This is a genomic window from Sanguibacter sp. Z1732 (assembly GCF_051020515.1).
Lineage (GTDB): Bacteria > Actinomycetota > Actinomycetes > Actinomycetales > Beutenbergiaceae > CALKWS01.
This window is the reverse complement of sequence record NZ_CP194857.1, coordinates 517,884-538,280: the sequence shown is the minus strand read 5'-3', so window position 1 is coordinate 538,280 and position 20,397 is coordinate 517,884. Positions and strand designations below refer to the sequence as shown.

Annotated in this window: 24 protein-coding genes, 1 tRNA gene, 1 pseudogene and 1 riboswitch; of the genes and pseudogenes, 17 read left to right on the top strand and 9 right to left on the bottom strand. The window is 69.6% G+C overall.

Going from position 1 to position 20,397, the window contains the following annotated elements; all coding sequences use genetic code 11:
- Nucleotides 1-17: 17 nt before the first annotated feature.
- A complete protein-coding gene (locus tag ACRRRO_RS03040; RefSeq protein ID WP_424797790.1) occupies nt 18-980 on the top strand; it encodes a Ppx/GppA phosphatase family protein in 963 nt (320 codons plus the stop codon).
- An 8-nt stretch (nt 981-988) separates the two neighbouring features.
- Here the strand turns inward: ACRRRO_RS03040 and ACRRRO_RS03035 are convergent, their stop codons facing one another.
- Nucleotides 989-2,416, bottom strand: coding sequence for an MFS transporter (locus ACRRRO_RS03035; RefSeq protein WP_424797791.1), 1,428 nt, complete (start codon nt 2,414-2,416; stop codon nt 989-991).
- Complete coding sequence (locus ACRRRO_RS03030; RefSeq protein ID WP_424797792.1) at nt 2,413-3,045, bottom strand: ArsR/SmtB family transcription factor; 633 nt, start codon at nt 3,043-3,045, stop codon at nt 2,413-2,415. Before ACRRRO_RS03030 ends, ACRRRO_RS03035 begins: the two co-directional genes overlap by 4 nt.
- A gap of 151 nt (nt 3,046-3,196) precedes the next feature.
- Here ACRRRO_RS03030 and ACRRRO_RS03025 point away from each other — a divergent pair, with 151 nt between their 5' ends.
- The 3 genes from ACRRRO_RS03025 (at nt 3,197) to ACRRRO_RS03015 (ending at nt 4,140) form a co-directional block, all read left to right on the top strand.
- Nucleotides 3,197-3,448: a Smr/MutS family protein gene (locus tag ACRRRO_RS03025; RefSeq protein ID WP_424797793.1), complete on the top strand. Its 252-nt coding sequence runs from the start codon at nt 3,197-3,199 to the stop codon at nt 3,446-3,448.
- A 138-nt stretch (nt 3,449-3,586) separates the two neighbouring features.
- Nucleotides 3,587-3,865, top strand: coding sequence for a hypothetical protein (locus ACRRRO_RS03020; RefSeq protein WP_424797794.1), 279 nt, complete (start codon nt 3,587-3,589; stop codon nt 3,863-3,865).
- Nucleotides 3,862-4,140: a type II toxin-antitoxin system RelE family toxin gene (locus ACRRRO_RS03015; protein WP_424797795.1), complete on the top strand. Its 279-nt coding sequence runs from the start codon at nt 3,862-3,864 to the stop codon at nt 4,138-4,140. The genes ACRRRO_RS03020 and ACRRRO_RS03015 overlap by 4 nt, the downstream gene beginning before the upstream one ends.
- 11 nt (nt 4,141-4,151) lie before the next feature.
- Here the strand turns inward: ACRRRO_RS03015 and ACRRRO_RS03010 are convergent, their stop codons facing one another.
- A complete protein-coding gene (locus tag ACRRRO_RS03010; RefSeq protein ID WP_424797796.1) occupies nt 4,152-4,661 on the bottom strand; it encodes a DUF5946 family protein in 510 nt (169 codons plus the stop codon).
- A gap of 73 nt (nt 4,662-4,734) precedes the next feature.
- Here ACRRRO_RS03010 and ACRRRO_RS03005 point away from each other — a divergent pair, with 73 nt between their 5' ends.
- The 4 genes from ACRRRO_RS03005 (at nt 4,735) to ACRRRO_RS02990 (ending at nt 7,675) form a co-directional block, all read left to right on the top strand.
- A complete protein-coding gene (locus ACRRRO_RS03005) occupies nt 4,735-5,229 on the top strand; it encodes an aminoacyl-tRNA deacylase (RefSeq protein ID WP_434081055.1) in 495 nt (164 codons plus the stop codon).
- Nucleotides 5,230-5,240: 11 nt separating this feature from the next.
- Nucleotides 5,241-6,095 (top strand): uracil-DNA glycosylase, encoded by an 855-nt coding sequence (locus ACRRRO_RS03000; protein WP_424797798.1) that lies wholly within the window; start codon nt 5,241-5,243, stop codon nt 6,093-6,095.
- A gap of 61 nt (nt 6,096-6,156) precedes the next feature.
- Nucleotides 6,157-7,521: an NAD(P)/FAD-dependent oxidoreductase gene (locus tag ACRRRO_RS02995; RefSeq protein ID WP_424797799.1), complete on the top strand. Its 1,365-nt coding sequence runs from the start codon at nt 6,157-6,159 to the stop codon at nt 7,519-7,521.
- An 80-nt stretch (nt 7,522-7,601) separates the two neighbouring features.
- Nucleotides 7,602-7,675 (top strand) — tRNA-Leu (locus tag ACRRRO_RS02990).
- Nucleotides 7,676-7,707: 32 nt separating this feature from the next.
- On the opposite strand, the gene ACRRRO_RS02985 is transcribed toward ACRRRO_RS02990, so the two are convergent.
- Both ACRRRO_RS02985 and ACRRRO_RS02980 read right to left on the bottom strand, forming a co-directional pair.
- Nucleotides 7,708-8,088: a DMT family transporter gene (locus ACRRRO_RS02985; RefSeq protein WP_424797800.1), complete on the bottom strand. Its 381-nt coding sequence runs from the start codon at nt 8,086-8,088 to the stop codon at nt 7,708-7,710.
- 1 nt (nt 8,089) lies between these two features.
- Complete coding sequence (locus ACRRRO_RS02980; protein WP_424788069.1) at nt 8,090-8,404, bottom strand: DMT family transporter; 315 nt, start codon at nt 8,402-8,404, stop codon at nt 8,090-8,092.
- A 12-nt stretch (nt 8,405-8,416) separates the two neighbouring features.
- Nucleotides 8,417-8,483, bottom strand: a riboswitch (guanidine-III (ykkC-III) riboswitch).
- Nucleotides 8,484-8,520: 37 nt separating this feature from the next.
- Here ACRRRO_RS02980 and ACRRRO_RS02975 point away from each other — a divergent pair.
- From ACRRRO_RS02975 to nagA, 4 genes are all read left to right on the top strand, one after another.
- Nucleotides 8,521-9,426, top strand: a complete 906-nt coding sequence (locus ACRRRO_RS02975; RefSeq protein ID WP_424797801.1) for a sugar phosphate isomerase/epimerase family protein — start codon at nt 8,521-8,523, stop codon at nt 9,424-9,426.
- Nucleotides 9,427-9,472: 46 nt separating this feature from the next.
- Nucleotides 9,473-10,492: an N-acetylglucosamine kinase gene (locus ACRRRO_RS02970; protein WP_424797802.1), complete on the top strand. Its 1,020-nt coding sequence runs from the start codon at nt 9,473-9,475 to the stop codon at nt 10,490-10,492.
- Nucleotides 10,493-10,560: 68 nt separating this feature from the next.
- Entirely contained in the window at nt 10,561-10,725 is a 165-nt protein-coding gene (locus ACRRRO_RS02965; RefSeq protein ID WP_434081054.1) for a hypothetical protein, read from the top strand.
- Nucleotides 10,719-11,720, top strand: a complete 1,002-nt coding sequence (gene nagA, locus ACRRRO_RS02960; RefSeq protein WP_434081544.1) for an N-acetylglucosamine-6-phosphate deacetylase — start codon at nt 10,719-10,721, stop codon at nt 11,718-11,720. Before ACRRRO_RS02965 ends, nagA begins: the two co-directional genes overlap by 7 nt.
- Nucleotides 11,721-11,723: 3 nt before the next feature.
- Here the strand turns inward: nagA and ACRRRO_RS02955 are convergent, their stop codons facing one another.
- Nucleotides 11,724-13,412, bottom strand: coding sequence for a serine/threonine-protein kinase (locus tag ACRRRO_RS02955; protein WP_424797804.1), 1,689 nt, complete (start codon nt 13,410-13,412; stop codon nt 11,724-11,726).
- 119 nt (nt 13,413-13,531) lie between these two features.
- Between ACRRRO_RS02955 and ACRRRO_RS02950 the strand changes: the two genes are divergently transcribed.
- Nucleotides 13,532-14,359, top strand: coding sequence for a hypothetical protein (locus tag ACRRRO_RS02950; RefSeq protein WP_424788074.1), 828 nt, complete (start codon nt 13,532-13,534; stop codon nt 14,357-14,359).
- Nucleotides 14,360-14,386: 27 nt separating this feature from the next.
- Here ACRRRO_RS02950 and ACRRRO_RS02945 read toward each other — a convergent pair whose 3' ends face one another.
- Entirely contained in the window at nt 14,387-14,923 is a 537-nt protein-coding gene (locus tag ACRRRO_RS02945; RefSeq protein ID WP_434081053.1) for an N-acetyltransferase family protein, read from the bottom strand.
- Between the two features lie 335 nt (nt 14,924-15,258).
- Here ACRRRO_RS02945 and ACRRRO_RS02940 point away from each other — a divergent pair, with 335 nt between their 5' ends.
- Complete coding sequence (locus tag ACRRRO_RS02940) at nt 15,259-15,726, top strand: GNAT family N-acetyltransferase (RefSeq protein WP_424797805.1); 468 nt, start codon at nt 15,259-15,261, stop codon at nt 15,724-15,726.
- 15 nt (nt 15,727-15,741) lie between these two features.
- Here the strand turns inward: ACRRRO_RS02940 and ACRRRO_RS02935 are convergent, their stop codons facing one another.
- Nucleotides 15,742-16,650: an ABC transporter permease gene (locus ACRRRO_RS02935; protein WP_424797806.1), complete on the bottom strand. Its 909-nt coding sequence runs from the start codon at nt 16,648-16,650 to the stop codon at nt 15,742-15,744.
- Nucleotides 16,647-17,583: pseudogene (locus ACRRRO_RS02930) on the bottom strand (ABC transporter ATP-binding protein). Before ACRRRO_RS02930 ends, ACRRRO_RS02935 begins: the two are co-directional and overlap by 4 nt.
- Before the next feature lie 332 nt (nt 17,584-17,915).
- Here ACRRRO_RS02930 and ACRRRO_RS02925 point away from each other — a divergent pair.
- The 3 genes from ACRRRO_RS02925 (at nt 17,916) to ACRRRO_RS02915 (ending at nt 20,372) form a co-directional block, all read left to right on the top strand.
- Entirely contained in the window at nt 17,916-18,752 is an 837-nt protein-coding gene (locus tag ACRRRO_RS02925) for a Bax inhibitor-1/YccA family protein (protein ID WP_424788078.1), read from the top strand.
- A gap of 133 nt (nt 18,753-18,885) precedes the next feature.
- Complete coding sequence (locus tag ACRRRO_RS02920) at nt 18,886-19,884, top strand: acetylxylan esterase (protein WP_424797808.1); 999 nt, start codon at nt 18,886-18,888, stop codon at nt 19,882-19,884.
- An 83-nt stretch (nt 19,885-19,967) separates the two neighbouring features.
- Nucleotides 19,968-20,372, top strand: a complete 405-nt coding sequence (locus ACRRRO_RS02915; RefSeq protein WP_424797809.1) for an FKBP-type peptidyl-prolyl cis-trans isomerase — start codon at nt 19,968-19,970, stop codon at nt 20,370-20,372.
- Nucleotides 20,373-20,397 lie beyond the last annotated feature (25 nt).

Sequence of the window (20,397 nt, the reverse complement as noted above, 5' to 3'; positions counted from 1 at the left end):
TCTGGCAGGCTGTCCGGGTGAAACGCGTCGCCGCCATCGATTGTGGAACCAACTCCATCCGCCTGCTCATCGCCGACGTCGACGACGGGTCCGGCCTGCACGAGATCACGCGTCTGATGGAGGTGGTCCGGCTGGGCCAGGGGGTGGACCGTACCGGGCGCTTCGACCCGGAGGCGCTGCAGCGGACCCTGGAGGCCACCTCCGGGTATGCCCGGTTGTGCGAGGAGCACAGGGTGCAGGCGATCCGGTTCGTGGCCACCTCGGCCAGCCGGGATGCGTCCAACAGGGAGGAGTTCTTCACCGGGGTGCACCAGCGCCTGGGGGTGGAGGCGGAGATCATCAGCGGCGCGGAGGAGGCGCGGTTGTCCTTCACCGGGGCGATCAGTGTGCTCGAGAACGGCACGGAACCGGACGGCGGAGCAGGGGTCCGGCTGGTGGTGGACATCGGCGGTGGTTCCACCGAACTGGTCAGCGGCACCGGCGCGACCCAGCACGCGGACGCTTCGATGGACGTGGGGTGCGTGCGGATGAGTGAGCGGCACCTGCACTCCGACCCGCCCACGCGTGCGCAGATCGAGGCGGCCCGCACCGATATCGACGCCGCGCTCGATTGTGCCGAGCAGCGCGTCGATCTGGGCCGGGTGCGCTCGGTTGTCGGCGTGGCCGGTTCCATCACCACCGTCACCGCGCATGCCCTGGACCTGCCGTCCTACGACCGGGACCGGATCAACGGGGCCCGCCTGGCTGTGCCCGAGATCAGGATGGCTTGCGATGAGTTGCTGCGGATGCCTCGTGAGCAGCGCGCACAGTTGCCCTACATGCATCCGGGCCGGGTGGACGTCATCGGCGCCGGGGCGCTGGTGTGGGACCGGGTGCTGGACCGGGTGGACCAGCGGGTGGCCCAGGCCGGTGGCGTGCTGGAGCCGGTGGTGACCAGCGAGCACGACATCCTGGACGGCATCGCGCTGTCGCTGGCCTGAGAGCATCCTCAGGCGTCGTCGCCGACCTCCGCCACTGCCTTGGCGGCCTCGATCGCGGAGGTGTTCACGCGCGTCCAGGCATAGGGCAGCAACAGTGCACTGAGCGCCCCAGCGGCCAGGAACGGGGTGCGCAGCGCCCACTCCCTGCCGAGCCCGGGTTCCAACCAGGTGACCAGCAGGCCGCTGACCAGCACGCCCAGGGACATGGTGCCCCAGCCGAAGAACCGGTAGACCGAGTTGACGCGGCCGAGGAGGTGGTCGGGGATGATGCGCTGGCGCAGCGAGACGGTGATGACGTTCCACAGCACGATGGCGAACCCGATCAGCACCGAGACCGCCCACACCGCCAGGCCGGAGGATAGCAGCCCGATCGCGGTGTACCCCAGGCCGAAGGTCATCATCGCCGACAGCAGCGAGCGTCCCTCGGTCAGCACGGCCGCGACGCGCTCGGCCACGAGGGAGCCGGCGATGGCGCCGGTGGCGATGCCGGTGAGCAGGAGCCCGAACTGCCAGCCGTCGAAGAGTCCCAGTACGTCCTGGGCGAAGAGCACGAACAGTGCCGTGGCGATCGCGCCGGCCAGGTTGCTCGCCCCCAGCAACAGCGCCAGGGCGCGCAGCACCGGGTGGCGCCACAGCCATCCGAAGCCCTCGCCGATCTCCGCGCGCCAGGCGATCCGCTTGCTGCGTTGCACGGTTGCGCCGCGGGGCCGGAAACTGCCCTTCAACGAGAAGATCAGCACTGCGCTGATGGCCAGGAACACCGCGTTGGCCCCGAACGGGATGGCGATAGCGATCGCCACCAGGAACCCGGCCAGGGGTGGGCCGACGAAGTTGTTCAGGGCCGTCTCCGCGCCCCACATCCGCCCGTTGGCCTTCTCCAGCAGCCGCTTGTCCACGATGGAGGGCAGCAGGGTCTGGGCGGTGTTGTCCCGCAGAACTTCGGCGAACCCGAGCAAGAGCGCCATGAGGATCAGGGCGATCAGTAACAGGGTGGACTGGGCCGGTTCGGGAGCTCCGGCGGCCAGTTCGGCCGGGGTGGGCAGGCCTTCCTGGTGCAGGAGGAGGACGACGGCGAAAACGGCGACGACGACGAACCTCGCCACGTCCATGGCTGCGACGAGGTAGCGCCGGTCGTACCGGTCGGTGATCACCCCAGCCGGAAGTGAGAACAGCAGCCAGGGTAGTCGGGACGCCAGGCCGACCAGGGTGATCCATAACGGATCGCGGGTCAGGGCTGAGGCCAGCCAGACCACGGCGATCGCCATCAGCCCGTCGCCGAGGTTGGTCAGGGCCGAGGCGGAGAAGAGTTTCCAGTAGTTGGCGCCGAGGCGGTGTTCGCTCGTGGGCGCCTCCGGGGTGGGTGCTTGGGGCTCTTGCGCGTGCACCTGGCTCGGGCTCGCAGCACCGTCGCTGCTCGGCTGATGGGCGTCGTTCATGGTGCGGACCTTCCGATGTGCTCTGTCTCGGAAGACCGCGCTCTGCCCTCTTCCGCCGCCGTCAGCGGGCGGCGGGTGGTGGGGTAGAGGGCAGCCGCGAGGGCGTACGTGGTTTGGCCCGCCCTGGGTTCCTCGGCGAACTCGAGCAGGAGGTCCTGCAGGCGGGTGCTGAAGGCTTCGGCGCGTTCGGCGGGGATACGGGCGTGGCGGATGTTCGCGAACACCTCGTGGCGTTGCTGGGCCGGGACCTGGGCGAGCTCGGTGGCCGCCGTGCCGATGGCGCGCTCGTCGGCCCCGGCGCCCTCGGCGATGCGGTGGTACCAGAACACCCGCGCGGTCCGACCGTAGTACTTCGCTTCCAGGGCGCGGACCTTCTTGGTGCGCACCACGTGCACCAGCCCGGCGTCGGAGAGCACCCTGAGGTGGTGGCCGATGGTGCCCTTGGGTTTGTCGAGCGCCTCGGCCAATTCGGAGGTGGTGGCGGCACGCTCGCTCAGGGCGCTGACGATCTGCAGCCTGGTGTCCTCGAACAGCGCGCGGTATTGCTCCGGGCGGGAGAATTCCAGGGCATCGGGCAGATCGTAGTCGGGTAGACCACTATGGTCGGCATCACTCGTATGGTCGGTCATTCCCGTATAGTCGGTTAATCCCGACCATCATGTCAAGGATGTGCGGGGCAGTCAGCACATCCCTAATCGCCCAGCGGGCGCCATCGGGAGCCGTGGCATGCTGGTAGGGCGCCGCGCGCGGCGGTGCCCGGCGATCCGTTGAGGAGGAGTGGTGGCTCTGAAGCTGGACCTGCATGACATCTACAACAAGGGGCACCACATCGATCGGGCGCTGGAGGACGTCATCGATGAGGCCGAACGCACCCGCACCAAGACCGTGGAGATCATCCCGGGCAAAGGCAGCGGGCAACTGAAGAAGCGGGTACTGCGGTTCCTCAACCGCAAGGACATCAAGGCCCGCTACCACCGGGTGGAGAAGGACTCCAAGAACTTCGGCCGGGTCTTCGTGCACTTCAAGCACTGAGCCACAGCGGCAGCCGACGCGTCGCCATGGCGTCGCGAACGAGCGACCATGGCCCAGTTGATGAATATGGCGTAGTTGGCGTAGTTGGCGTAGTTGGCGTAGTTGGCGTAGTTGGCGTAGTTGGCGTAAACTGAGGTCATGAGTGCTGACTCGACCGAGTTGAGCGTTGCCGAAGCTCGTGACCGATTCTCCGACCGTGTGAATCGAGCGACATACGGTGACGAGGTTACCTACGTGACCCGGGGGCGCAGCCGCCAACGGGTTGCTGCGATCGTCCCGATCGACTTGGTTGAGGCCTACGAGGAAATGCTCGACCGAGAAGACGGACGGATCGCCCAACAGCGGTGGGATGAAGTCCGCGCAGGCGACGCTGAGGTCGTCTCCGCAGAGGATGTCGCAGGAGACCTCGGTCTGTGAGCCCGGGGTCACCCGGTTTCGAGATCGTCTTTGACGCCCGGGCGCGTAAGGAACTCAGAAGGCTGGATAAACCCGTCGGCCGCCGGGTATACCGGGCGATTATGGCTTTGGCCGATGATCCACGGCCGGCCGACGTTCGGCAACTCAGGGGTCATCCGGGTCTGTGGCGTATCCGGATCGGTGCATATCGGGTTGTGTATGCGATCGATAACGACCAACTGATCGTCGTTATGCTTCGAGTAGCCCACCGCCGTGAGGCCTATCGGAATCTGTGAACGGGCCCGGCTCAGCCCTGCCACCCCCGCAGTGTCGCCTGCGCCCAAGCGCGGACCCGATCGGCGTGCCCATGGGCGGGGAAGGTGCCATCGACGGCCACATCGGCGATCGTGACGTCGAACCGGCCCGCGCGACGTTCCCGAGTGGTCCGGTGCTCAGCGGCGACCTCGGGGCCAGGGGCGGTCTGCGCCGGCTTCGACGGCTGCGGACCCGAAGACGTCGTGGAGCGCCGGTGGGAGTTCGCGCGCCGCGCGCCGGCGGTCCACCGATCCAGTGCCTGCGGACCGCCGTCGCGGTAGGTGCGCAACAGGTCCAGCATGGTCTGCTCCTGCCCGACGGCGAAGGTCGAGGGATGCTGCAGCCGGTAGCAGCACACCACCACACCGTGCAGCGGGCCCCACGGCGCGGCTCGGGAGTGATCCAGGGCCAGCACGCGATCGAACAGTTCGGCGCAGGGCACCGCAGCGGCGGCCCCGCACTCAGGGCAGTCGGCCGCAGCCTGGTCAGTGCGCAGGTGCATGGGGCGATGATGCCGCGCGGCTGCGCCAGGTGGGAACATTTTTGTGCCCGACCCCGGGCGTAAGGTGAGGAGGATGACCGACATGAACGAGTCCCAGGACGGCCCCGGGGTGCAGGCGCTGGCGGCCTCCGGCCTGGCCCATACCCTGCGGAGGCACGGGCCGGTGAAGTCCCTGACCGAGGCCGCCGCAGCGCGCGGAGTGGCTCCGCAGGACATGGTCAAGACGATGCTCGTGCGGCGCGGCAAGGGCGACTACCTGTTCGTGCTCGTTCCCGGGCTGCGCACGATCTCCTGGCCGAAACTGCGCGCGGTGCTCGGGGTGAGCCGGCTGTCCATGCCCGACGCCGACCAGGCCCACCACGTCACCGGCTACCTGCGCGGAGCGATCACACCGTTCGGCTCCGCCCAGACGCTGCCGGTCATCGCCGATGTCACCCTGACCGGCCGGATGGTCTCCATCGGCGCGGGGGAGCACGGAGTCGCCGCCACCGTTGACGCTGATCAACTGGTGCATCACCTCCAAGCGCAGGTCGTCGACGTCACTGAGCCGAGTAACTGGGCGGAGTAGCCAAGGCAGACATGGAACGTCCCCATCCCATCACCGGCGAGCCGTTCCCCTCCCCGGTACCACCCGGAACCGGCTGGCCGGAGGACCCGGCGCGCCCGCGTACCCGCCGGGCCCGCGACGCCGAGCAGGTCGCTGAACTCGCAGCCTCCACCCGCACCCTGGAGCAACTCGATGCCCGCTCCAGCGTCTGCCGGGCCTGCCCTCGGCTCGTTGACTGGCGCGAGGACGTGGCCCGCACCCGCCGCCGCGCTTACGCCGACCAGCCCTACTGGGGACGCCCCGCCCCGGGCCTGGGCGACCAGGACCCGCACCTGCTGGTCGTGGGCCTGGCCCCGGCCGCCCATGGGGCGAATCGCACCGGACGGGTCTTCACCGGTGATCGCTCCGGTGACTGGATCTTCGCGGCCCTGCACCGAGCCGGCTACACCAACCAGCCCACCAGCCGCCACGCCGGAGACGGCCTGGAACTGACCGGGGCCCGGATCGTGGCCGCGGTGCGCTGCGCCCCACCGGACAACGCCCCCACCCCCGCCGAGCGGGCCACCTGCGCGCACTGGCTGCGCCGGGAGATCGAGTTGGTCACCCCCTCGGTCACCGGCATCCTTGCCCTGGGCCAGATCGCCTGGAACGCCACCTTCACCGCGTTATCCGCCCTGGGCTGGCAGGTACCCCGGCCCCGCCCGGCCTTCGGCCACGGCGCGAAGGCACCCGTAGCACCCCCCACGAAGGGATCGGCGACGACGCAGCGGGCGGTCGCCGTCGTCGGCTCCTATCACGTGTCCCAGCAGAACACCTTCACCGGCCGCCTCACCGAGGCCATGCTGGACGAAGCCATCGCCGCGTGCGGGCCACCACCGAGCCCGTAGCGGTCGCCGACTGCTCCGCCGGGCCCACGACAGCGGCATCGCACTGCCCTATCGTGGGGATATGTCCGCCACCACGGCTCGATCTCCACGCAAAGTACCCCGCGTCCTGATCCTGGGCGGAGGCTACGTCGGCCTGCACGCCGCCCGGCAGATCCGCAAACGTATGGGCAGGCGCCAGGTGGCGATCGCGGTGGTCGACCCGCGCCCGTACATGACCTACCAGCCCTTCCTGCCCGAGGCCGCCGCCGGCTCCCTCGAACCGCGGCACGTGGTGGCCTCCCACCGCCGGCTCCTGCGTGGCACCACGATCCTGACCGGCCGGGTGCATTCGCTGGACCACGCCGCTCGTCGGGCCACCATCGAGCCGTCCCGCGGTGAGGCCTACACGGTGGGATACGACCACGTGGTCCTCGCGCTCGGGGCCGTCGCACGGGTGCTGCCGATTCCGGGGCTGGCCGAGACCGGCATCGGGTTCAAGCAGATCGAGGAAGCGATCTCGCTCCGCAACCACGTGGTGACCATGATGGATCAGGCCGATTCCATCTGGGACGAGCAGGCCCGGCGGCGGATGCTCACCTTCACCTTCGTCGGCGGCGGGTTCGCCGGGTCCGAGGCCATCGGTGAGGTGGAGGACATGGCGCGGGAGGCTTGCCGCTACTACGACTCCATCAGCCCCGACGATCTGCGGTTCGTGCTGGTGGAGGGCACCGGCAGGATCCTGCCCGAGGTGGGGGCGGACCTGGGCCGATACGCACTGGAGCAGCTGCGCAGTCGCAACATCGACGTGCACCTGAACACGTTCCTGGAATCCTGCGTGGATGGACACATCGTGCTCTCCGACGGCACTGCGTTCGAGAGCGACACGCTGGTCTGGACCGCCGGGGTGAAGGCCAACCCGGTCCTGGCCCGGACCGACCTGCCCCTGACCGAGAACGGCCGGGTGCGCGCTCTCCCCACCCTGCAGGTGTGCGACGCGGACGATCAGGTGGTCGAGGGCGCCTGGACCGCGGGCGACTGCGCCGCGGTGCCGGACCTGTCCGCGCCCGGGATCACCACCTGTGCCCCCACGGCCCAGCACGCCATCCGCCAGGCCACCCACCTGGGCAAGAACATGACGCACCTGCTCGCCCAGGAGCCGCTGGAGGATTACAACCACCGCAACCTGGGCACCGTGGCCTCGCTCGGCCTGTACAAGGGGGTGGCCGAGGTGCTTGGGCTGAAGTTCCGCGGCCCGCTGGCATGGTTCATGCACCGGACCTACCACATGTCGGCGATGCCGACGGTGAACCGCAAGGTGCGGATCGTGCTGGACTGGACCATGGCCCTGTTGTTCCGGCGTGACATCGTGGCCCTGGGCCGGTTGCAGACGCCCCGGGAGGAGTTTCTGCAGGCTGCGGCGAGTGTGCGGAACGCGCAAGGTTCCTGAGCCGCGTTCGAAGGCCCGCACCCGGGTCCAGCGACGGTCCCCGGGGGCTCTATCGTTGGGCGTGCGCTCACGTGGCGACGGCCCCCGTAGCCCAATCGGCAGAGGCAGCCGACTTAAAATCGGTTCAGTCCGGGTTCGAGTCCCGGCGGGGGCACTCACTGTGGGGGACGAACGCGGTTCCCGGGGTCAGACGGCCGGCGGTGCGGGAGCCCCGTTCGGCACCGGCTCCTCGCCGTCGTGTGCCGCCGCACCCGACGGAGCGAGGTTCAAGCCGACGACGGCGACGATGATCCCCCCGATGAGCACGATCCGGACCGCCGAGACCGGTTCGGTGCCGGTGAGCATCGCGTAGGTCACGGTGAGCGCTGCGCCCACCCCGGTCCACACCGCGTACGCCGTACCGATCGGGATGGTCTTCGCCGCCCACCCCAGACCGATCATGCTGATGGTGAGGGTGATGAGGAACACGACGGTGGGACCGGTGCGGCTGAACCCCTCGGACATGCCCAGGGACGTGGCCCAGACCGCTTCGAAGACCGCGCTGATGAGCAGGATGAACCATGCCATCTCAGCTCACCACCCGCAGGCCCACCACACAGGCCACCAATAGCACGAGCATGAGGATGCGCCACCGGCTCGCGCGTTCCTGACCGGTGGCGAACGACCAGATCACGGTCAAGGTCGCCCCGATTCCCACCCACACGGCATAGGCGGTCCCGGTGGGCAGGGACACCATGGCATACGCCAAGCCGGCCATGCTGACCGTCATCGATACCGCGAACAGGACGGTGGGCCGCCACTTGCGGAATCCGTCCGATGCCGACAGGGCTGCGGCCCACACCGCCTCGAGTGCGCCGGAGAGCACCAGGATCGTCCACGCCATGACTGACACCTCCATGAGTCAGTCTTGTCGTGGTGCGGGTACTGCTCCCTCGTCCGCGGGTCCGATCGCCGGGCCCCGGTTATCGATTTTAGTCCGCACGGGTTACCGTGGCAATCATGCGCGAACCGAAAGACGCCGGACGAGGGACCGGACTCGACAGCGGACGGGCAGCACCGTCCGCCGGGAACGAGGAGATCCGGGTGGCCCTGTCCACCAGCGCGGTGTACCCCTCCCGCGCCCCGCACGCCTTCCAGGCCGCGGCCGAACTCGGCTACGACGGCGTGGAGGTGATGGTCTGGTCCGACCGGTACTCCCAGGACGCCCGGGCGCTGCAGGACCTGTCCGCCCAGTACGGCGTCCCGGTGACCAGCATCCACGCCCCCTCCCTGGTGCTCAGCCAGAACGTCTGGGGAAGGCTGCCCGGCCCGAAACTGGAACGGTCGGCGGACCTGGCCCTGGAGGTCGGTGCTTCCACCGTGGTGGTGCACCCCCCGTTCCGGTGGCAGCGACGTTACGCCCACGGATTCGCCGAGCACGTGCATGAACTGACCACCGCGACCGGCCTTCGGGTCGCGGTGGAGAACATGTTCCCCTGGCAGGTCAGAGGCCGGAAGGTGAACGCCTACCTACCCGGATGGGATCCCACCGACCGCGACTACGAGAACATCACGCTGGACCTGTCCCACGCCGCGGTCGCCCGACAGGACGGGCTCGAACTGCTGCGCCGCATCGGCGACCGGGTCAGCCACCTGCACCTGGCCGACGGTGTGCCCTCGATCATGGACCAGCACCTTGTTCCCGGTCGCGGGACCCAGCCCTGCGCCCAGGTGCTGCGGGAACTGGCCGGCACCGGCTGGTCCGGTGACGTGGTGGTGGAGGTCCAGACCCGCAAGGCACCCAGCGCTGAGCACGTGCGGGCCGACCTTGCCGCCGCGCTGGACTTCGCCCGGGCCCACCTGCGCGCCGGTGCCAACGAGCGTCGGCGAGCCCGGAACCTCACGACCGCGACGCCGACCGTCTGACCCGCCCCGGAGGCCGGGCCGATGAGGCTTGCGGCACCGGACCCCGATGGACTACACGTGGTACGTGACCGTCCTGGCGATCGACCTCGGTAAGACCGGATGCCGCGTACTTCGCCGCGAGAGCGCGGCCCAGCAGTGGCTGGGGCGGGGCAGCGGTGCCCTGGGCATGTCCCACCCCGAGGGTCCGGCCTCGGCGATGGCGGCGATCGAGGGGGCGCTGGTCGCCGGTGAGGTCCCCGACACCGGGGTGGACGCGGTGTGCCTGGGCGCAGCCGGTGTTGCAGCCGCACCCCGCGCGGCCGCGGAGGTAGCCCGGATGCTCGCCGACCGCTTCGCGGCACGGGCGTTGGTGACCTCGGACTCGGTCACCTCTCACGCCGGCGCCCTCGGCGGCTCGAACGGGGTGGTGCTGGCGGCGGGCACCGGGTCGGTGGCGATCACCTTCGACGGCGGGGGCGGCCTGGTTCAGGTGGACGGCTGGGGGCAGACCCTGGGGGATGAGGGCAGCGGCTGGTGGATCGGGCGAGAGGGCCTGATGGCCGCCTGCCGGGCACTGGACGGCCGCGGTCCGCGGACGGCGCTGCGGGCGGTCGCCGAGGAGGAGTTCGGTGACCTGCGCACCCTGCCCGCCCGGCTCGGCGATGCCACCGCAGCCATTCCGGTGCTGGCGTCCTTCGCGCCCCAGGTGCTTGTCGGTGCCCGGGGCGGTGATGGGGTCGCCACACAGATCCTGGCCCGCGCCACCGAAGCGCTCGGGGCCACGGTGCGGGCTGCCGCACGGGCCACCGCGCCCGCCGGTGATGCGACGCCCGACGGCGTCCGGGCCTCCACGGGCGGGCGGGGTGCGGGCTCAGCGCCCGGCGCCGTGGTGCGGTGCTGCATGATCGGTGGCCTCTCCGCCTGGCCAGAGCGCTTCCGCGCCGACCTGAGTCGGCGTGCTCAGGAGGGGGCCTCATTCACGCTGGAGTGGGTCGCGCCGCAGGGTACGTCGCTGGAGGGCGCTGCGCTGATCGCCGCGCGCACCGACCTGCCCCACCGCGGAGTGTGCACCAGCGCGGATCCCTGAGCCGGCGTGGTACCTGCACCGCTACCGGGCACTCGGACCGGTCCCTGCCTCGGTGTAGGTTGACGGTCATGACTCATCCGGCTGCCGACGTGGTGCTGCGCGCACCGAGGATGATCACCGATGGTGCTGAGCACACCGATGGCTGGGTGGCCTTCACCGGCGCCGGGATCACCGCCGTCGGCACCGGCGCCGCGCCGGACGCTGCCCAGGTGGTGCAGGCACCGGGCTGCTGATCCCCGGGCTCATCGACATCCACTGCCACGGTGGCGCCGGCGGCGCCTTCGCCGGCGGAACCGAGGCGATCGATCAGGGCCTGGGCTATCACCGTCGTCACGGCACCACCCGGTCGGTGCTGTCGATGGTCACCGCCACTATCCCCGATCTGCGCGACCAGGTGTCGGACGCCCGGCAGGTCTGCGCCGCCGACCCGCTGGTCCTGGGGATCCACCTGGAGGGTCCCTGGTTGAGTCCGGCGCACCGCGGTGCTCATGACCAGGCCCTTCTCCGGGAGCCCACCGAGGCCGATATCGATGCCATGCTGACCGCAGCCGACGGCTACCTGGCACAGGTCACGATCGCACCCGAGTTGACCGGCGCGCGCGGCGCGATCGAACAACTGCTCCGGGCCGGGGTGCGGGTCGCGGTAGGGCACTCAGCGGTCGATTACGACCACGCCGGTGCCGCCTTCGACGCCGGGGCCTCCATCCTGACCCATGCCTTCAACGCGATGGCCCCGATCCACCACCGCGCCCCTGGCCCGGTGCTGGCGGCCACCGAACGGGACGGCGTCACCTGTGAGGTGATCAACGACGGCGTGCACGTGCACCCCCGGATGGTACGCCTCCTGCATGAGATGGCCCCTGGTCGGATCGCCTACGTGACCGACGCGATGGCGGCCGCCGGTTGTGCGGACGGTGCCTACGAACTCGGCGGGCAGGCCGTGACCGTCACCGATGGGGTGCCGCGCCTGGATTCCACCGGCTCGATCGCCGGCTCCACGCTGACCATGGACGCCGCGGTCCGTCAGGCGGTGCGCATCGGGATCCCGCTGCCCGATGCGATCCAGGCTGCCACCAGTACCCCGGCGCGGACGCTGGGCCTGGCGGACCGGTTCGGCTCCCTTGCTCCCGGTTACGCCGCCGACGCGGTGCTGCTGGATACCGGGTTGCAGGTGGAGCAGGTGTGGGCGGACGGGACGAGCCGGCACCAGAGGGTCCCGGCGGCGTGAGGCTCAGCGGGAACCGGTGATGCGAAGGGCGGCCAACTGGCTATAGGGGTAGTCGATCCGCAGATCCGGTGCCTCGTCGGGGAAGTATCCACGTGGAGCGACCACCAGGAGCACGCTGTCCACGCTGCGGCCCACCACCGGCTCCCCGAGGAGTTCCTCGATCTCGGCTGCGGACAAGGTGACGTCGCGATGGCGTTCCTCGCTGGCACCCGGGTCCAGGCTCACCTCGTAGCCGGGGATCCAGGAGGTGTGGCCCAGGGAGAGGGACACCACCGCTCCCTCCTCCACCACCGGTCCCAAGCCGTGACGCACCACCCGTGTCTGCACCTCCTCCGGCGGGGCCAGATCCTGCGGGATGGCCACCTGGATCCGGCCGCCGTCCTCGGTCACCGTCAGGTGTTCCACCGCGGGACCCTCATAGGTTGCGGGCCGGTTCAGCAGCCAGATCCCGCCGGTGATCACCAGCGCCAGGATCACGGCGGCACCGGCCAGCACGGCCGGGAGGCGGCGACGACGGTGGCGTCCGCCGGGCGCAGCACTCGCGGGCAGTGCCGTCGAGGCCGTCGCCGGCGCGGAGGTACGGGCCGGTGGAGGCGAGGGGACCGGTGCCGGTGCTGGTGTGTGCGCGCCGGCGCGGGGTGGGGGTGGTGCCTGCTCCGGCGGCACCAGCGTGGGATGCCCAGCGGGCAGGCTCACCACATCGGCCGGGTTCGGCGGCGCGACCTTGTGGGCGGGGTCCGGCGGCGTGGCCGCCGGTTCGTGGCCACGGGGTAGGTCCAGGGGGGTGAGGTCGTGGCCCAGTTCGCGCTGGATCTCCCGCAGCGCTTGGCCGAACGCATAGGAGTCCGGATAGCGTGCGGCACGATCGAAGGACATCGCCCTTCGCAGCACGGCCACCAGCGAGTCCGGCAGGTCGGGTCGCTGCATCGCTGCCACGAAGCCGGACTGGATGCGACCGGTCAGGTGCGAGGCACTGTTCGGGCCGTGGGGAATCTCGTGGGGGGAACGTCCCTCCAGCAGCGAGTACAAGGTGGCGGCCAGGGAGTACCGGTCCGAGCGGGTGTCGGAGACGGGCGGGTCTCCCAGGGTCTCCGGTGCCGCCCAGGGCAGGCTGAGACCGATCGCGGCGTCGGAGTCGGCGTCGGTGCCGGAGGACTCGTAGGAGTACACCCGGGCGCGGGCCATGGTGGCCTCGGGGAACTCCTCGTCGATGGTGGAGATCCCGAAGTCCGACAGCACCGGAACCCCGTACTCGGTGAGCAGGATGTTGCCCGGTTTGATGTCGCGGTGCACGATCCCGGCCCGGTGCGCCGCCTCGAGCGCACCGCTGAGCCGCACCCCGATCCTCAGCACGTCCTGCACCGACATCGGGTAGTGCCGGTAGGTGTCACCCAGCGAGCCCCCGGAGCAGTACTCCATCACCAGGTACGGTTCACCTTCGTCATCGATATCGGCGTCGTAGATGGAGGCGATGTTGATGTGGTTGGACAGCCGCGCCATCAGGTTGGCCTCAGCGGCGAACTGGCGGCGCAGTGAGTCGGTCAACGCGTCGGTGCGCAAGACCTTGATCGCCACCTCACGGTGGGGCATGTGCTGGGTGTACAGGAACACGTCGGAGAAGCCGCCACGGCCGATGGTGCGCACGTAGGTGTAGCCCTCGATTTCAGGCGCGGGCTGCTTCGACTTCGCCACGCGGTGACCCCCGAACTCCCATCATCGGCCGCTGAGGCCTAGTCTTGTGCCGTCAAGAGACGAACTGACGATCTGATCCTAGGGGGTGGCTGGTGCGGCACGTGCGGTGGAGTGTTGCTGTGGTGCTGGCGGTAGTACTCGCGGCATGCACACCGCCCGCGCCGGTCACGGTGCCCGAGCCCACTCAAGCGCCCGACGCGCAGGTGCAGTCCCAGGCGCGCACCTTCGAGGTGCTCCTGAATGAGTTGTACGAACACTTCCTCGTCAGCGGCCCCGGGGCAGCGCAGTACATCTCCAGCGACGCCACCCCGGCGCAGGCCGCAGCCGAACTCAGGGATGCGGTCGGGCTGGGGGATCAGGCCACCAGGTTCGCCCTGGCCACCGGGACCGAACTGGCCCGCACCGCAGCGGCGGCCACCACCCCGGGGCGCGTCACGGAGGTGGAGTTCGATGTCCGCGACGTCGAGATCCTCGGGGACGTCGACGGGCGGCTGATCGTGGCCACCACCGTCTGGCACCAGCGTGCGGTCCGGCAGGGCCCGACCCACGAGCAGACCGTCACCTTCGCGGTCGGCTGGCGGGGAGAGGAGTTGGACAGTGTCGGCGAGGTGCTCAGCAGCGGGTCGGTGCGCGGACTGGACTCCGGCTCCGGGCTGCGCTCGCCGTTGGGGGCGGTGCGCCGATATGTGGAGTTGGTCGAGGCGCGTGCGTTCGAGGCCGTGGCGCAACTCAGTGGCGGGGCGAACACCGACGAGGTCGCCCTGGATGTGCTCGCCTCGGTGGTCGGATCCTCCGACTCCACCTTCGTCGTCGCCCTGCCGCAAGCGACCGAGGGATCGGCGCACGTGGTCTACCTGATCAACGCCTCGGGCATGGTGATCGGCCGCTTCGAGGTGAAACTCGCCCGAGCCGGGTCCACCGAGGTCGTCTACTTCGCGACGGTGTAGACCTGCCGGTGGGCGTGGCGACTGGGTTCAGGCGTCGGCCGCCGAGAGGTCCAGCACCATGGTGTCAGCGTTCCCGTTGCGGCCCACGACGGTAAACCCGGCCGCGGCGAACAGCGATTCCGAGGGGTTCCCGTCCTCCACGCTGACACTGACTCGCCGGATCCCGGCGGCCTCGGCGCGGGCGAACAGCGTGCGCAGCAGGCCTGAGCCGATGCCCCGGCGCCGGTGCTGCTGCGCTACCCCGATGCTCAGTTCGGGCACGTCGTCGGCGACGTAGCCGTAACCGGGGTGGTGGGAGTCGAACCGGCGCAGCCAGGCCGCACCGATGGGAATCTGCAGCCCGGCGGGTGCGCCGGTGTCCACCGCGATCACGCCGAGGTCCCCGGCGCGCTGCCAGCCGGCCACGTAGTGGGACAGGGTCTTGTCGCGCAGCAACTGGCGCCGCTTCATCCGTTCCTCGCCGGTCCAGTTCACCGCTTCGAGCAACATATCGATCAGGAACTCGGCGTCCTCGGGTCCGGCGTCCCGCACGCCGATCGTCCCTTGCCGCTGCTGTTCCGTCATCGTCTCGTTGTCCCTATCTCGTGCAGATCGTGACCGGTCGCCGCTCTGGTACGCCGCCTCGCGGTGCTGCTGGTGCGGCGTTGGGCATAGCCGTCCCGGGCGGGCTCGGACCGTTTCGGAGTCCAGTGTCCCCGAGATGGTGCCGATATGTCACATCGTCATGCCACAGGGGCTATTCTGTGCCACCCTGCGGACGGCCCGTGGCTGGCCCGCACAGTTGCTACGGCATGTTGCTGCCGGCGCCGCGAGCAGACCACCGTGGCGGTGGTCGGCCGGCACCCTCATCGACGGCGCCATCGGCCGGCAGCGAGCGTGGCAACGTTAGAATCGGCCGGGTGTCTCAACGCGACGTGACCTCTCCCGACCCGAACGAGAGCCCGCACCTGGTGGACCTCGAGCCGGGTGACGCCACCTGGCCGGACATTCTCGCCGTCCTGCAGGATTTGCGCCCGCACCTGACCGCCGAACTCCTCGATCAGGTGCTGGCCGAGGGAGAGGGGCAAGGTCTCCGGTTCACCGCGTTGTTCCACCAGGACCGCTGTGTGGCGGTAGCGGGTTGGCGGATCATCGCCAACACCAGCGCGATCCGGAAGTTCTATGTGGACGATCTAGCCACCGCCACCGGGAAGCGGTCCCGCGGGTACGGCGCGATCCTGCTGAACGCGCTGACCGAGCGGGCCAGGGACGCGGGCTGTACCCGGATCGAGTTGGATTCCGGTGTCCAGCGCCACCGGGCGCACCGATTCTACCTGCGTGCCGGGATGGACATCGTCGGCCACCACTTCAGCCGACGCCTGAACTGAACACCGGTAGGGCGGTCAGGCGTCCCGGCGGCGCAGCAGCACCCCGGCGAGCACCAGGGCGACGACGACGTAGCCGCACAGGACGGCGAAGCCCTGCCACTCGGTCAGCACGTCATCGGGTGCGCCCATCACCAGGCGTTCACCGGCACTGGCCGGCAGGTAGAGCGCCAGGTCCTGGAGCCAGTCGATCTGGATCATGCCCACGATCGGCAGCACCAGCAGGATGCCCAGCACGGCTGCGATGGCGCCGGCGGTGTGCCGCAGCAGGAACCCGATCCCCAGGCTGAACAACGCGATGGCGCTCAGGTACAGCGGCACCCCGAACAGGGTGCGCCAGGCACCCTCCTCGGAGACGTCCAGTTGCATTCCGTGCGGCTCCAGGATCGGGGTGGTGGCCAACCAGGACAGCGCCACGGCCAGGGCTCCCAGGGTCAGGCCCACCAGGATCACGATCACCACCTTGGCCACCAGCACCGGCAGGCGGGTGGGCACAGCGGTCAGGGTCGACCGGATCTGACCGGTGGCGTACTCACTCGTGGCCACCATCACCCCGAGCACCGCCAGCACGATCTGCCCCACGCTGTAACTGAAACTGATCGCCACCAGGCCGAGCGAAGTCAGCGAGAAGTCCTCCCCGCCCTCCATGGTCACGTCGGCCCCGCCGCCGTCCGCCGGTCCGCCCGGGCTGGTCGGATCGAACGTGAAGCCCCAAGCCATCAGGGCGGACAGGCCCACCATCACCACGATCGTGACCGCGATGGTCCAGATCGAGGACGGCAACGTCCAGAACTTCAGCCACTCCGACCGGATCGTGCGCCACATGCTGGTCGGACGCACCGCCAGATGCTGGCGGCCGGGGTTGAGCCCCGCACCCCGTTGATCGGCTGCTCCGGTCCGGTCGGTTCCTTTGATGTCGGGGCTCATGCCGCCCCTGCCTGTGCGTCGATCGGCTGCCCACCGGAGTGATACTCCACCTCGTCGGCGGTGAGTTTGAGGTAGGCGTCCTCCAGGCTGGCGTTGCGGGGGGAGAGTTCGTGCAGCACCAACCCGGCTCCGGCCGCGATCTCACCGATCTCCTCGGCACTGAGCCCGTCGACCTCCAGCACGCCGGGCCCCTCCTGCGCGACCGAGGCGCCGGCGCGGTCGAGCCGCTCAGCAAGGTCACCGGACCGGGGAGCACGCACCCGCACCGAGGTGCCGGTGACCGAGTCGATCACCTCCTGCAGGGGACCGGAGGCGACGATCCGGCCGCGGCCGATGATGATCAGGTCATCGGCGGTGATCGCCATCTCGCTCATCAGGTGCGAGGACAGGAAGACGGTGCGGCCCTGATCGGCGAGGGTGCGCATCATCGTCCGGACCCAACGCACGCCCTCGGGGTCCAGGCCGTTGACCGGTTCGTCCAGGATCAGCGTGCGCGGGTCGCCGAGCAACGCTGCGGCGATCCCCAGCCGCTGACCCATCCCCAGGGAGAACCCGCCCCACCCGCTTGTGCGCCACCGAGCCCAGCCCGGTCAGTTCGATCACGTCGGTCACCCGGGAGTGCGGGATGCCGTGGGTGGCCGCAATGGTGCGCAGGTGGTGGTAGCCGGTGCGGGAGGTGTGCACCGCGCGGGCCTCCAGGAGCGCCCCGACCTGGCCAAGTGGGGCGGTGTGCTTGGCGTAGCACTTGCCGTCAACGGTCACCTGGCCGCTGGTCGGATGGTCCAGCCCCACGATCATCCGCATCGTGGTGGACTTGCCCGCACCGTTGGGACCCAGGAACCCGGTGACCCGCCCCGGATGGACGGTGAACGAGATGTCGTCGACGGCGACTTTCCTGCCGTATCTCTTGGTGAGGCCGCGTGCCTCGATCATGGTGCGTTCCCCCGTAGGTTGATGCGGCGGGCGAGGTGAATGATGCCAGCGCCTTCACATTAGGGGCCAGCACTTTGTTCCGGCGTCCCCCTTGAGGATGAGATCGCACCGGTCCCAGGGATGACATCTGGCACCCCCGGAACCGCACGTGGGTCGCCCGGTACCTGCGCGGGCCCCACGGGCGGTGGAGGGAGGTAGGGCACGGGAACACCGAAGCCCGCGCCGGCGTTACATGAGGTGAGAGGCCGATTACGGTGCTTCTGCCCGTCGCCTGGCCCAGTAGGATGGGTGCGGCACATCGGCCGACGTCCATGACGCGACCAGGAGAGTCCATGGCAAACCCTTATCTGTCCAACAGTCCGCAATTCGGCAAGGCGCAACCCCAGCACGGGGCGCACTTCCAACCCAAGGGCGGCACCGCAACGGTGCCGCAGGGATACGAGCCTCAGTTCCAAGCGGTCGAGCAGTCCTACTACGGCCCCGATGCCGGCCCGGAGCACACGGGTCGGATGACCTATGAGGACGTGATAGTCCGCACCGCCGGGATGCTCGCGCTGGTGGTCGGCGCGGCTGCCGCGGGATGGTTCCTCATCCCGGACGGACTGAAGATGGCCGCCCTGGTAGGCGGGCTGGTGGTAGGACTGATCCTCGGTCTGGTCAACGCCTTCAAGCGTGAGCCCAGCCCCGGTCTGATCCTCGCCTACGGGGTCGCTCAGGGTGTGTTCCTCGGTGTGATCTCGGGGGTCTTCGAGACCATGTATCCCGGCATCGTGGTGCAGGCGGTGCTGGCCACGTTCATCACCTTCGGCGTGACCCTGGCCCTGTTCCGCAGCGGCAAGATCCGGGTGACTCCCAAGTTCACCAAGATCGTGGTCATCGCGACCATCAGTTACGCGGTGTTCGTTCTGGTCAACCTCGGCATCATGTGGTTCACCGACATCGGCGGCCAGTTCGGCCTGCGCTCGGGATGGATCGGTCTGGCGATCGGTGCCTTCGCGGTCATCCTCGCGGCCCTGAATCTGGTGCTGGACTTCGACATGATCGCCCGCGGCGTCAAGAACGGGGTGGCTCGGCGCTACGCCTGGAGTGCGGCGTTCGGTCTCACCGTGACCCTGATCTGGCTGTACATCGAGTTCCTCCGGATCCTGGCGATCCTGCGGAACAACTGAGCGGCCCGGCCGGGCCCGCCGCGCACCCCTGAGCGCGCCCGCCCGCCCGGCGCGAACCCCCACGACGGCGCGTCCACCCACCGGGTGGGCGCGCCGTCGTCGTTCGCCCCGTGGCCCGCTACGATCGCTGCTCATGCCACTCTTCGATCTCCCACTGACCGAACTTCGCCAGTACCGCCCCGCGGTGGCCGAGCCGGATGACTTCGACGACTTCTGGGCCCAGACCCTCGCCCAGGCCCGCGGCCACGCGTTGGAGGTTCGCCATCAGGACGTCGAGGCCGGGCTGCGCCACGTTCAGGTACGCGACGTGACATTCGCGGGTTTCGGCGGGCACCCGATCAGGGCGTGGTACTCCCGCCCGGCCGGGGTAGCGGCGGACCTGCCGCTGGTGGTCAGCTTCCTCGGCTATAGCGGTGGCCGGGGGCTACCGCACGAGCACACCCTCTACCCCAGTGCGGGGTATGCCCACCTGGTGATGGACAGCCGCGGGCAGGGCCACCGCAATTCGGGCGGGCACACCCCGGACCCGGTGGGGACCACACCCTCGAAGCCGGGCTTCCTCACCCGAGGTGTGCACGACCCGGCCGAGTACTACTACCGGCGTCTGTTCACCGACGCCGTCCGCGCGGTCGAGGCCGGCAGGACCCTTCCCGGAGTCGATCCGGACCGCGTGGTGGTGGCCGGGATCAGCCAGGGCGGGGCGATCGCGCTGGCGGCTGCCGCCCTCACGCCTGGACTGGCCGGGGCGCTGGTCCACGTGCCGTTCCTGCAGCACATCCGCCGGGCGGTGGAGATCACCGGTGCCGCCCCGTTCGTGGAGATCGCCGACTACCTCGCCGTGCACCGCGACCGGGTCGAGCAGTTGTGGCGGACCATCTCCTACATCGACGGAGTGAACCTGGCCAAGCGCGCCCACGCTCCGGTGATGTACTCGGTGGCGATGATGGACACGATCTGCCCGCCCTCCACGGTCTTCGCCTCCTACAACGCCTACGGCACCGCAGCGGATGAGGGTGGATCCGAACCGGTGCGCAAGCAGATCGAGGTGTGGGAGTACAACAACCACGAGGGCGGCGGCGGGCACCAGGAGGCCAGGGACCTGGCCTGGCTGGCCGAGTTGTTCGGTCGATGAGCACCGGCGGCACTCCGGCGCCGATGTGTCTATCGTGGCCGGGACGGTTGACCCCAATGCTGATCGCAGCGAAATGAGGAGCGATGACCAACGCACTGCCCACAGCCTCCGGATCCTTCGGCGACAAGCCGGAGATCACCTTCCCCGACGCCGCCCCACCGGCAGATCTGACCGTCGCGGTGCTCAGCCGCGGTGACGGCGGGCTGGTCGAGGCCGGCCAGACCATCGACGTGGACTACCTCGGCCAGGTCTGGGGTGGACGGATCTTCGACAACTCCTACGACCGGGGTTCCTCGATCCAGTTCGGTATCGGCATCGGCCAGGTCATCGCCGGTTGGGACAACGGATTGGTGGGCCAGCAGATCGGGTCCCGTGTGCTGATCTCCATCCCCCCGCATGAGGGTTACGGGCCCGGCGGCAACCCGCGCGCCGGCATCGGTGGCGATGACACTCTCGTGTTCGTGGTGGACATCAAGAACGCCGGCTGAGAAACCACAGCACACGAGGAGGGCC